Source organism: Tenacibaculum piscium, from assembly GCF_021390755.1.
GTDB lineage: Bacteria > Bacteroidota > Bacteroidia > Flavobacteriales > Flavobacteriaceae > Polaribacter > Polaribacter piscius.
Genome location: NZ_JAJGWR010000002.1, coordinates 220031 through 233574 on the forward strand (window position 1 = coordinate 220031; position 13544 = coordinate 233574).

General features: G+C 30.2%; 9 protein-coding genes. 8 read left to right on the forward strand and 1 reads right to left on the reverse strand.

Going from position 1 to position 13544, the window contains the following annotated elements:
- The first annotated feature begins 3 nt into the window (after nt 1–3).
- From L0U72_RS05055 to L0U72_RS05080, 6 genes are all read left to right on the forward strand, one after another.
- Nucleotides 4–921, forward strand: coding sequence for a geranylgeranylglycerol-phosphate geranylgeranyltransferase (locus tag L0U72_RS05055; protein WP_101917654.1), 918 nt, complete (start codon nt 4–6; stop codon nt 919–921).
- A gap of 40 nt (nt 922–961) precedes the next feature.
- Nucleotides 962–2035, forward strand: coding sequence for a pseudouridine synthase (locus tag L0U72_RS05060; protein WP_233898579.1), 1074 nt, complete (start codon nt 962–964; stop codon nt 2033–2035).
- 730 nt (nt 2036–2765) lie between these two features.
- Complete coding sequence (locus tag L0U72_RS05065; RefSeq protein ID WP_233898580.1) at nt 2766–5882, forward strand: SusC/RagA family TonB-linked outer membrane protein; 3117 nt, start codon at nt 2766–2768, stop codon at nt 5880–5882.
- Between the two features lie 9 nt (nt 5883–5891).
- Entirely contained in the window at nt 5892–7400 is a 1509-nt protein-coding gene (locus L0U72_RS05070) for a SusD/RagB family nutrient-binding outer membrane lipoprotein (RefSeq protein WP_233898581.1), read from the forward strand.
- A 19-nt stretch (nt 7401–7419) separates the two neighbouring features.
- Nucleotides 7420–8286 (forward strand): hypothetical protein, encoded by an 867-nt coding sequence (locus tag L0U72_RS05075; protein ID WP_193700120.1) that lies wholly within the window; start codon nt 7420–7422, stop codon nt 8284–8286.
- Nucleotides 8287–8295: 9 nt separating this feature from the next.
- Complete coding sequence (locus tag L0U72_RS05080) at nt 8296–9255, forward strand: hypothetical protein (RefSeq protein ID WP_233898582.1); 960 nt, start codon at nt 8296–8298, stop codon at nt 9253–9255.
- A gap of 152 nt (nt 9256–9407) precedes the next feature.
- On the opposite strand, the gene lysS is transcribed toward L0U72_RS05080, so the two are convergent.
- Nucleotides 9408–11105, reverse strand: a complete 1698-nt coding sequence (gene lysS, locus L0U72_RS05085; protein ID WP_233897840.1) for a lysine--tRNA ligase — start codon at nt 11103–11105, stop codon at nt 9408–9410.
- A gap of 542 nt (nt 11106–11647) precedes the next feature.
- Between lysS and L0U72_RS05090 the strand changes: the two genes are divergently transcribed.
- Both L0U72_RS05090 and L0U72_RS05095 read left to right on the forward strand, forming a co-directional pair.
- Nucleotides 11648–12019: a BlaI/MecI/CopY family transcriptional regulator gene (locus tag L0U72_RS05090; protein ID WP_233884430.1), complete on the forward strand. Its 372-nt coding sequence runs from the start codon at nt 11648–11650 to the stop codon at nt 12017–12019.
- Nucleotides 12013–13527, forward strand: coding sequence for a M56 family metallopeptidase (locus L0U72_RS05095; RefSeq protein ID WP_233897839.1), 1515 nt, complete (start codon nt 12013–12015; stop codon nt 13525–13527). Before L0U72_RS05090 ends, L0U72_RS05095 begins: the two co-directional genes overlap by 7 nt.
- The last annotated feature ends 17 nt before the right edge of the window (nt 13528–13544 follow it).

The following is a 13544-nucleotide window of genomic DNA, read 5'->3' on the forward strand; positions in this document are numbered from 1 at the left end:
TTTATGAGCCGTGTATCAGCAAAAATAATCGTAAAAAAACTATTCAGTCTTTTATCAGTTGTTAGAGGATACAATATTTTAGTACTAATAGCAGCTCAGTATTTGGCTGCTATTTTTATTTTTTCGAATCATAAATCTATAAAATCAGTGCTTTTTGATTGGCATTTATTATACTTAGTAATCGCTACTATTTGCGTGGTTGCTGCAGGTTATATTATCAATAATTTTTATGATAAAGATGCCGATAAAATAAACCGTCCTATTAAAACAACCTTGGATTCCTATGTAAAACAAGAAACCAAATTATCGCTCTATTTTTTTTTAAATTTCACAGGTTTTGCCTTCGGATTATTGGTTTCTTGGCGAGCGGCTTTCTTTTTTTCAGTATATATTTTCGGAATTTGGTTATATTCTCATAAGCTTAAAAAACATCCTTTTATAGGATTAATTAGCGTTACTATTTTAACAATACTTCCTTTTTTTGTGCTTTTTGTACATTATAAAAATTTTTCAAAAGTAATTTTTGTACATGCAATTTTTTTATTTTTAATCATTCTTATTCGTGAATTAATTAAAAATTTAGAAAATATTAAAGGAGCAATTATCAATAATTATAACACGTTTCCTGTAAAATATGGCGAAAAAAATACCAAAAAATTAATCATCTTATTAATGGTCTTAACACTGATTCCAATTGGTGTTTTATTTAAGTATCCTGCTATTGAATACATGAAATATTATTTCTATTTAGCTGCGATTACCTTAGTTTTTATCGGTTTTTATACTTGGAGAGCAACCAAAACAAATCAATATCGTTTGTTGCACAATATCTTAAAAGTGCTGTTGTTAATCGGTGTATTTAGCTTGCTTTTTATTGATAAGTCTTTAATTTTAGATAAAGTAGTTACTGTTCTAGATTAAATAATTACCCTATATTTGCACCCTTATTTAAAAATAAATTATGAATTCAAAAAACTCGTCGAGAGGACGACAGGCTGACAAGAACAGCAATCCTCGTGAAAAAAAATCATCTGACAGAAATAGAACATCTTCTAGATCGGATAGAAGTTCTTCTGATAGAAATAGTGGTTCTTCAGAAAGAAACAGAAATTCTTCTGATAGATCTGACAGAAACAGAAGCTCATCTGATAGAAGTAGTAGTTATTCAGAAAGAAAATCATCATCTACCGATAGAACTTCTTCGGATAGACCTGTTAGAAAATCATCAGAAAAACCAAGATTTGCAACTAGTGCTTCGGATAATAAAAAACAGTTTAGAAGTGATGCTAGAAAACCAGCTGTTGAGCAAGTAAGCAAAGATGATACTGCAGGGATTCGCTTAAACAAGTACATTTCTAATTCAGGAATTTGTTCTCGTAGAGAAGCCGATACGTATATTGAACACGGAAGTGTTTTTGTAAACGGAAATTTAATGACACAAATGGGCTACAAGGTACAACCTACCGATGAAGTTCGTTTTGATGGTACTTTAATTTCAATCGAAAAGAAACGTTATATCTTATTAAACAAGCCTAAAAACTATATTACTACCATGGAAGATGAACGTGGTCGTAAAACAGTGATGGAACTTGTAGATAATGCTACCAAAGAACGTATTTATCCTGTTGGAAGACTAGATAGAAACACTACTGGTTTATTATTGTTTACAAACGATGGTGAGTTAGCTAAAAAATTAACACATCCAAAACATAATGTACGTAAATTATATCAAGCTTCTTTAGATAAGAAATTATCTATATCAGATTTAGATAAATTACGTGGTGATGTTGTTATTGAAGGAAAAAAAGTTTTTATTGATGCTGTTTCTTATGTAGAAGGTGAACGAAAAACCGAAGTAGGAATTGAAATTCACTCTGGAAGAAACAGAATTGTACGTAAAATATTTGAAAACTTCGGATACGCAGTTACAAAATTAGATCGTGTTATTTTTGCAGGAATGACTAAACGTAATTTACCTCGTGGTAGATGGCGTGAATTAACCGAGCAGGAAGTAAATACCTTAAAAATGTTATAAATATTCTTTTTAAAACATAATTTAAAATCTCATATAATAGCTATATGAGATTTTTTTTTACCTGAAATTGAAGTGATTAATAATTTAAAATACCTTAAAAATAGGCTGAAAAAAAAGTATATTTTTTTATAAAAGAAGTGTAAATAGAGTTTATTTTGTATTAAAATAGTATCATAAATGTTGATTTATTCTTAATTTTAAGTAAATTTTCTTTAATTTATGATTTAATGACCATTATATACTGCTACTTATTTTTATTTTAATTCGTAATTTTTTTAATTTATTATTCTTCTAAAATATCAGTATTATGAAAGAATAATCAATCATAAAAAAAAAGTCTTTTTTATCAAATAAAACTAATATTATACCCTTAAATAATAAGATGATAATTTTTTTTAAGGATAGATCTGTAATTATATATTTTTATTTAACTGACTATTAATTAGGTTTTTGTGTTTTTTTTAAAAGAGTCCTTATAAAAGTATACATACATTTTTTATAGCCTTTTTTTTTTGTTGATAGAAAAAAATAAGCCTTTTTTTTAAGATATTTTTAGTGTTTTATTTGTTGTTTTTTTTGAAAGAATTAACAAAATTAATGTTGTTTTATTCGCAATAAAAAGAAACTGAATTTAAAATAATTTATTTTTTTTAAGATTATTTTATGATTAAAGTTGTTTATGACATAAAAAAATAGCAATTTTGGCATAATTAATTCAAATAATTATATAATGAAAACAAAGTTTAATGGAATTTTAACGCTATTGTTAGCGTTGGTTGTGCAAATTTCCTTTGCCCAAGACAGAACAATTTCAGGTACTGTATCAGATGAGTCAGGACCATTGCCTGGAGTAACAGTATTGAGAAAAGGTACAGCGAAAGGTACGGAAACTGATTTTGATGGAAAATATACCATTGCTACTAAACAAGGTGAAGTACTTATATTCAGTTTTGTAGGAATGAAAACCGCTCAAAAAACAGTGGGAGCTTCAAATAGTATTAATCTTGTTATGCAAAATGACAATGTTTTAGACGAAATTGTGGTTACTGCCTTAGGTATTAAAAGAAAATCAGATGAAATTACAACTGCAAATCAAGTTGTAAAAGCATCTGAAATCACTAAAGCGGAAGTACCTACGGTTACTCAAGGTTTAGTTGGTAAAGTTTCTGGTTTACAAATTAACACGACGAGTCAAGGTGCAAAACCAACTTTTGATTTAAGATTACGTGGTAATAGATCTTTAACAGGAAACAACAGTGCTTTAATCGTAATTGATGGTGCTATTTCTTCTAGTGTTGTATTAAACGCTTTAGATCCTAAATCTATCGAAAGTGTAAACGTTATAAAAGGTGCAAATGGTGCTGCTTTATACGGTTCTGACGGAAGTAACGGGGTGTTAATCGTTACTACTAAAAAAGGAAATAATGACGGTAAATTTAGAGTAACAATTGGTACTTCAGTACAAGTTCAAGAATTAGCGTATTTACCAGAAAGACAAACTACTTACGGTCAAGGTTGGGGTACTGGAATTAACTTAGCTGAAAATGGTGGATGGGGTCCTGCTTTTGATGGTTCAATACAACCAGTTGGTGTAGCAGCTCCTGGATTTGAGCAAATGTATGCGCCATACGTTGGTGATGCTGATAATATCAAAAGTTTCTTTAAAAAAGGTTTCCAAAAGCAACATAACATCGGTCTTTCAACAGGTAGTTTAGAGCAAGGGTATGTGAACTTTTCTGCAGGTTTATTAGATGTAACTTCTATTATTCCTAATGAAAAATATAAGCGTAGTTCTTTTAATTTCAAAGCTGGTAAAAAAGTAGGAAAAGTTACCGTAGATGGTTCTATTTCTTACATTGTTGATAGTGAAAAAGTAGCAAGTTCTGAAACTACTCGTGGTGATAACTCTGTATATGGAGCTTTATTACAAACACCAACAAACGTAAATCTTGATCAATTTAAAGATTTTACAGGAAACGAAAGAAATACACGTCACTGGAACTCATATTATTTAAGTCCTTACTGGGTATTAGATAATGTAAGATCTACTACTAAAAGTGATATTGTAAACACAACAATAAACTTAGGATATGAAATTAATGACAACATTAATTTTACTGTTTTAGGAAATGCTATTTTCCGTCAAACAAATACAGAATACAAAAGAAATGCTTTTACAGAGCCAGTAGTACGAGTAGGAGATAGAACTGCTTCTTCACGTTATACAACGCGTAACAGAACGACAAGAGAAATTTATAGTAACTATAAATTTAATTTTGATTATGATTTAACAGAAGATATTACCTTTAAAGCAAACGTAGGGGGAGATATTAGAGAGTTTAACCGTAAATATTTATATTCAGGGGTAAATAATTTAGCAATTGAATCATTATCAAATATTGCTTCTGGTGCTTCTGCTCCAACAGTTACTGATGCGAAATATAAGAGAAGAGCAATTGGTCTTTTTGGAAATTTTGATTTCGGTTTTAGAGATTATTTATTCTTAAACATGACTGCTAGAAATGACTGGACTTCTAAATTATCGAAAGATAACAATTCATTCTTTTATCCATCAGCAGGGGTATCTTTTGTACCAACAAAAGCATTTCCTAGTTTAAAAACGAATGTGTTAAATAAAATGAAATTATCATACTCTTTCGTAAAAGTTGGTAATGATGCTGCAGGGATTAACGCAATTAATGCTATTTATGAAAAGCCAGCTGCTTTTCCTTATGGAGATTTAACTTCATTTCGTCCTGATAGAACTATTACAGATCCTAACTTAACACCAGAATTTATAGCGTCTCATGAATTTGGATTAAATGTAGATTTATACAGAAGTCGTGTAACTTTAGATGTTAGTGCATTTACCTCTAAAAATACCGATCAAGTTGTGAAAGTAGCCTCTTCTAGAGCAAGTGGTGTAGAAGAAGCAGGAATCAATATTGGAGAAACATCTTCTCAAGGTTTTGAAGTAGATTTAGGATTCGTTCCTATTAAAACGGATGATTTACGTTGGGATCTTAGAGTTAGTTATGCAACAAATAAAACTGTAGTTGATAAAATTTCAGATTCTTTAGATGAGGTTGTAATTTCTAATGATACTGATGTTGATATTGTAGCTAAAAAAGGAGAAGAATTTCCTTTAATCAAAGGTATTGCGTATCAAAGAGATGATAAAGGAAGAGTTATTGTAGATGCAAGTACAGGAAACCCATTACAAACAGATGCAAAGGTAGTATTAGGAAAAGTTACTCCTGATTATGTTTTAGGATTAACGTCTGCATTAAACTACAAAGGATTTACGTTATCTACAACACTTGATTATAGAACAGGTCATAGTATTTATAGTAGTGTAAAGAAAGAATTAGTAAGAAATGGTTTAGCTGTTGAAACAGTTCAATCAGGACGTAAAGGATTTATACTTCCTAACTCTGTAATATCAGATGGTAAAGGAGGATATGTTCCTAATACAAACGTAATTACTGGAGGAACAACTTCAAATTCTATTACAAATTATTATACAGGAAACTTCGGTGATAGTGCTGAAAACTTTGTTCTAGATGCAACTGCTTTAAAAGTACGTGAAATTTCATTAACGTATGATATGCCAAAAGACTTCTTAAAGAATACAGGTGTTAATAGTTTACAGATAGGATTAAGTGCTAGAAACCCTTTTGTTTTATTATCAAATGATAACAGAGGATTTACGGATCCAGAATATAATTCTGCTGGTGGTGATACTTCTAAAGCTGGTGATAGTTTTAACAATGCAGGTGGAGCTTCAAGGTATGACTTATTACCTCCAACAAGGTATTATGGTCTTAGTGTTAACTTATCATTATAAAATTAAATTATGAAATTATTTAGAAATATATTATTAGGAACTGCCGTTGTAGCATTTGGCGCATGTTCTGATTACTTGGATGTAAATAAGGATTTAAACAATCCTACTGAAGTAACAAAAGGAATTCAATTACCTGCTGCTTTACTTGATTCTTATTCAGGAAAAGTTGTAGATGGTAACATTTACGGAAACGTTTTAATGAATAGTTGGTCTGGAAATATTCTTAATTTTACGGGTGCTTATGACCCTTGGACTAAATTAGATATTAAAACAGAAGATGTTTCTTTTTTATGGAATCGTATGTATTTAGGGATTGCTGAATTAGATAATATTATTCAAACAAGTACGCCTGGTACTGATGATTATTATAAGGCGATTGCGTTGATTAATAAATCTTTTTACATGCAAACAATTGTTGATTTATGGGGGAATGTTCCTTATTCTGAAGCTTTTAAAGGTGGTGAAAATTTAGCACCTGCTTATGATGATCAAAAAGAGATTTATCGTGGATTAGTGGCTAACATAAACCAAGCTGTAGCATTAATTAACAATGCTGATGCTACTATGGTATCGGAAGTTAAAGCTGAAGATGTTGTTTATCAGGGAGATATGACCAAGTGGCTTAAATTAGCAAATACGGTTAAATTACGTCTTTTAGTAAGACAGTCTGATTTAACAGATGCTGAAACGAAAGCGTATATCAATAAAGAAAAGGCTTCTTTAACTCAAAATGGTGGTTTAATCAGTGTAGGTGAAACGGTAACGATAAATCCAGCATTTGATAAAACAAATGAAGATAAAAATAGTCCGTTTTTCAATCGTTTTCATGATTCTGAAGGGAAAACAAATGGTTGGTATGCACAATCTGCTGCTGCTGAACATGCTATTAAATTCTTAAAAGGAGATTTAACAGGTGTTGCCGATCCTCGATTAAAAACACTTTATAAAAGTATTGGTGATGATAAATACGAAGGTATTAAGCAAGGAGCTTTAAAAGAAGAATCTCCTAAAAAAGTATCTAGTATTGGAGAGATTCCTTTTAAAGGAGGTGCTGAAGGTGATGGTATTTTAATTAGTTCTGCACAATCATTATTCTTACAATCAGAAGCTGTTTTAAAAGGGTTAATTCCTGGTGATGCAAAGGCATTATTTGAAAGTGGTATTAGAGAATCTTTAGCTTATCATGGTGTTAGTGCTGAAGATGCAAATGCGTATATGACTTCATCTAGTAGTGCTAATAAAATTGGTTGGAATGGTTCTGCAAATAAAGTAGAAGCAATTATGACTCAAAAATGGATTGCTTTAAATAGTATCAATGCTATTGAATCTTTTATTGAGTATAACCGTACAGGATATCCTGTTACTCCGATGCCTTTAAGAGCAACGAATAGTAAAAAACCAAATCGTTTTCCTTATCCTGATTCAGAGTATTCTGGTAACACCGCTAACGCAACTGCTCAAGGAATATCTCAAAGCAATATTTTTACTGAAACGATATTCTGGGATACTACAAAATAATTTAAAAAATTAGAAAAAAATGAAAACATTTAAAATAACAATATTTTTTATAGTAGCGATACTTGCTTTTTCTGCATGTCAAGAAGATCAAGATTTTACTACTGTAGATAAAAATGGACCATCTATTGTTGGATTTCAAGAATCAAGCAAAACGATTTCTCATTTTGAAGATAAAGGGGCTGTTGTATCAAAAATTCCTGTGGCTTATTTAGGCGGAGGAGATGGTCAATTCTTAAAGAAAGATGTAGATTTAACAATTGCTGTTATTGCTGATAAATCATCAGCAAAAGAGGGAACAGAATTCTCTTTAGCAACAAAAAAAGTAACGCTTAAAGCAGGTGCTGAATTTGTTGAATTACCTTTAACAGTAAATACAGGTTCTTTAGATTTATCGAAACCTTCAAACGTTGTATTACAAATTAGCTCTAGCGACCCTCAAACAGTGGTAGCTGCTAAAAATGGACAAGTTTCAATAACTTTCGTTGGATGTAAAGCAAATGTTGAAGATTTTACTTATGATAATAAAATGGTAGGTGCTGAATATGACGGAACTCCAACATTGAGAGATTACCCAGCTGAACCGATTATTTTACATGATGGAACTCCTAACTTATACAGAACAGCGACAACTTTTAGATGGGGTGTCGGTAGTTTAACTCCTACTGCAAAGTATGATGGTTTTGTATTTGAAGTTATCTGTGGAGATGTATTTATCAAAAAACAAAGTTTGGGAGCTGTTTATTCTAACCAAGTAGAGTCTTTAGATGGTGATGAATCAACACCAGCAGGTAAAGTTGATGCGGATGGAAATATTACTATCGAATACAGAGTTATTGTTTCTGATGGAAAATTCCGTAAGGTAAAAAGTACATATACTAAAAACTAAATTAAAATAATGATGAAACATATTTTATATAAAACAGCTTCGCTTGTATTTCTTGGGTTAGCGATGGCATCATGTGAACCAGAATTCACAGAAACAGGAATGTTAACTACCGAGGATAAAAGACCTGTTGCTACTGCTTCTGTTTCTTCTTTACAGATAAAAGAAGGGAAATCAGGTAGTGTTAAATTTACACTTGATAAAGCAATTGGTGAACCTTCAATATTATTAGTTTCTGTTGTAGGCGCTGAAAATGATGAAGAAAACAATCAAGTTTTAAACGGTTTTACGTTTAACAGTATTGATAGCGAAGGAGAATCAACCGCTCTTGAAGCATCAAGTTCACTTGAGTTTGGTAGAGGTTTTGAATTAAAGATTCCTGCTTATACAACACAAGTAGAGCTTAGTATTGAAACATCAGTAGAAACAAATACAACAACGGATCAAAAGTTTGTTGTGCGTATTGAAGATCATACTTACAATTATGTAAAAACGAATAAAAATGGAACTCCTATTTTTATTCCGGTTACTATTAAAGATACTCCTTCTTTAGATTTAACTTTAGATTTCAATACTTCAGGACCTAATGGAACTGATTTATGTGAAGCAGGCGTTAAATTTGAGTTCTATTTAGTAGATGCTCAAGGTAACTATACTGATCCTGTAAAAGGAGACTGTACAAGTGAGATGAAGCTTAATATCAACACGATTAAAAGTGGTACGTATACAATTGAAGGTTATTTAAGTGATTATGGAGATTTCCCTAAAGCAGATACTGACCCTGTTGTTGATTTAACAATTCCATTTCATATTGCTACAGCAAATAAATCTAAATCAATAGATTTAACATTCAATACAGCAAATAATGCTTGGGATCAAATTATACTTCCTGGAACTGTAACTGTAAATAATGATGCTACCTTTACAATAAAAGATACTGATGGTAAGGTTTTATTTAGTAGTGCTAAATAATTATTTCAAAAGTATATTTTAAAATAAATTAAAAGTATTTTACAATTAAAAGGAGCTGTTTTATAACAGCTCCTTTTTTAGTTTAATAGAGATTTATATCATAAAAAAAGCAACCTGAAAGGGTTGCTTTTTTTATGATATGTAAGAAAAAATTATACTAATTCAACAAATAAACCTTCTTCAGTTTTTTCAACTTTTGCTAATTTATTTTTAGTTAATCCTTTAATTGTTTTATCCCATTTTTTGTTTGATAAAGAAGCTTGTATTTTTAAGTTATTTAATTCAATTTTTTCAGCTTTTTCGATGATTGCTAAAACAGTTTTTTCATCTTCGGTTAATTCAAGAGTAGGTGCTTTTTTCTCGGGTCTCATTTGCGGGAAAAATAACACTTCTTGAATAGATGGATTATTAGTTAAATACATAATTAACCTGTCCATCCCGATTCCTAAACCAGAAGTTGGAGGCATTCCGTATTCTAAAGCACGTAAAAAATCGTGGTCGATAAATTCAGTTGCTTCGTCATCGCCACGTTCGGCTAATTTTAACTGCGCTTCAAAACGTTCACGTTGGTCGATTGGGTCATTTAATTCAGAATATGCGTTGGCAATTTCTTTACCACAAACCATTAATTCAAAACGTTCTGTTAGTTCAGGATTATCTCTATGTTCTTTACATAAAGGCGACATTTCCTTTGGATAATCAGTAATAAAAGTAGGCTGAATGTAGTTTCCTTCACATTTTTCACCAAACATTTCATCAATTAATTTTCCTTTCCCCATGGTTGCATCTACTTCGATACCCATTTCTTTGGCAGCCTCAAAAAGTTCACTTTCTGATTTTCCATTAATATCAAAACCAGTAAAATGTTTGATAGAATCTGCCATGGTAACTCTTGCGTATGGCGCTTTAAAATCAATTTTATGTTCTCCAAAAGTTGTTTCACTTGTTCCATTTACGGCAATGGCACAATGTTCTAATAACTTTTCGGTAAAGTCCATCATCCAGTTGTAGTCTTTGTAGGCTACATAAATTTCCATGGCTGTAAATTCAGGATTATGTGTTCTATCCATTCCTTCATTTCTGAAGTTTTTAGAGAACTCATACACGCCATCAAAACCACCAACAATTAATCTTTTTAGATATAATTCATTGGCGATACGCATATATAAAGGTACGTCTAAAGCATTGTGATGCGTCATAAAAGGTCTTGCAGAAGCACCACCAGCAATAGGCTGTAAAATGGGTGTTTCTACTTCAAAGTAACCAGCATCATTAAAGAAGTTACGCATTGCGGTAAATAACTTTGTACGTTTTACGAATACTTCTTTTACGTGTGGATTTACTACTAAATCAGCATAACGCTGACGGTAACGCATTTCAGGATCTGTAAAACCGTCAAAAGTATTTCCTTGTGCATCTACTTTTGGCAATGGCAATGGTTTTAAGGATTTACTTAAAAGTTTAAAATCTTTTACCATTACGGTTTTTTCACCAACTTGTGTGGTAAATAACGTTCCTTCAATACCGATAAAATCACCGATATCTAATAATTTTTTATATACTTCGTTGTATAAGGTTTTATCTTCTCCCGTACATATTTCATCACGATTAAAATAGACTTGAATACGTCCTTCGCTATCTTGTAATTCGGCAAAAGAAGCTTTTCCTTGAATACGACGACTCATTAATCGACCAGCAATTATCACCTTTTTTCCTTCTTCAAATTCTTTTTTGATAACGTTCGAATTTGAATTTAAAGGGAATAAATCAGCAGGATAAGGATTGATACCTAATTCACGTAATTTTCCTAATTTTTCTCTACGTACAACTTCTTGTTCTGATAATTGCATTGATTTTTATATAATTTTTAATGAAGCTACAAATATACAATCAATTACAGCATTAAACAACGATTAACAAAATGGGCTTTTTTGTAAAATATCATAAAAAAATTATAAATTGATGATTGTTTTTGTGAAGCATAAAAAAAGAAGTATATTTGCAGGCTGATTTTTTTATAAATATCAGCGATTTAGTTGTGTTGTTAGGCACTTTAAATAGTGTCATGGTTTTGTTAACCAATGGAAAGCTTCCCTGAGATGGGTCGCTTTTTTTTTGTGCTAAATTTCAATTTTTGGAGCTATTTCCCGCTTTCCGCACTCGCTCTTTTTTTGAAGAAAAATCAAAAAAAGGAGCTCAAACAAATGCTTCAATCGGGGCTAGGCATTCAGTTTTTCAATTTTAATACGAATTAATTTCATATAAAATACGTTATTTAAACAGTGTAAAAAACTGATTGAAAGTGGTTTGCTATTTTTATTTTAAACTAAATAATTAGTTACAACTAATTATTTAGTTATATTTGTAATAAACAAATAGATTATCTAAAAAAATGAGCAAACAATTAACAAAAGCAGAAGAGCAAATAATGCAGGTATTATGGCATTTAAAAACGGCCTCGGTAAAAGAAATAATTACTGAATTACCAAATCCAAAACCTGCTTATAATACGGTGTCAACGATTATCAGAATTTTAGAAACCAAAAAATTTGTAGGGCATCAGCAAAAGGGTAGAGGTTATGTATATTATCCGTTGGTAGAAAAAACGGCTTATAGTAATGATAGTTTGCATAAACTAATGAATGGTTATTTTGAAGGTTCTTTTAAAAGTATGGTGTCTTTTTTTATGAAAGAAAATAAAATGGATATCCAAGAATTGGAAAGCATTTTAAAAGAGGTTGATAAAAATAAAAAATCATGTTAAACTATAGTATTCAGGTAATTTTATTTCAAGTATTATTTGTAGCTGTTTATGATTTGTTTTTAAGTAAAGAAACATTTTTTACTAAAAACAGGTGGTATTTGTTAAGTACTTCAGTTATTTCATTTTTGTTGCCATTTTTTAAAATACCAACCCTACAAAAATCAGTAAGACAAGAGTATCGTGTTTTATTACCAGAAGTAGTTTTATCACCTCAAAGTGTGTTCGAAAAATCAGCAATTTATCAATCTATAAATTATGTAGAAGTGTTTTTTTCTATTGGATGTTTACTGTTTTTTGTAATTTTCATTATAAAGCTACAACGAATAATATATTTAATTTTTAAATATGGAAGCGAAAACAAACGAACCTACAAATTAGTTTTACTTCCCGAAAACTCAAAAGCATTCTCATTTTTTAACTATATATTTTTAGGTGCTGGAATTTCTGAAGAAAAACAAGAAAAAATAATTCAACACGAGTTGGTACATAGTACACAAAAACACACATTTGATTTATTATTCTTTGAAATTCTTAGAATAGTGATGTGGTTTAATCCGATGATTTACGTGTATCAAAACCGAATAACCTTAGTACACGAATATCTTTCAGATCAAGAGGTTAGTAAAAATATTTTAAAAGAAAATTATATAAATAATTTATTATCAGATGTGTTTCAAGTAGATAATATTTCCTTTATCAATCAATTTTATAAACATTCATTAATTAAAAAACGAGTTATTATGATGACAAAAGAAAAATCAAAAGAAGTAAAAAAAATGAAGTATTTGATATTAATTCCGATGTTAGTAAGCATGGTTTTATACACTTCCTGTAATGTTGAAAAAGATAATGAAAATCAGCAAATTATCAAAGATCAGGTAAGCGTTTATAAAATGATAGATGGTAAAATAACGGCTATTCCTTCTAGTGGTTATCAAAGTAAATATCTTGACATTTATCTAGGTGATAATAAACCTAATGCCAAAGAAGTTTTAGTATCAGAATTAACATCCGAAGAAAAAGAGGAATATCAAATTTTATTAAATAGCTTAGAAAATCGTTCTCTACCAATTAAAATGACAATTTTTGAAACTAGTAATAATAGAAAAATGATTTTTTATGAATCTAAATATAAAAGATTAAAAAAATTAGTAGATAATAATAATATTACTTTTTCAGATTTAGATAAAATACCAACATTTTCAGGTTGTGAAAAAAATGATAAAAAATGTTTTAATAACAGTATTTCTAAGTTTATACACAAAAATATTAACGCAAAACTAGCCAATACTTTAGGTTTATCAGCAGGTGAAAAGAGAGTTTATGTTCAGTTTAAAATTGATGAAAAAGGTAATATTATTGATATTAAAGCACGTGCCCCACACCAAAAATTACAGGAAGCAGTTATAGCGATAGTACAAAAATTACCCAAAATGATACCAGGAGAAGTAGCAGGAAAAGTGGTCGAAATAGGTTATGCTTTACCAATTATTTTTAATGTTGAGTAAAAAAATACTTAAAAGCC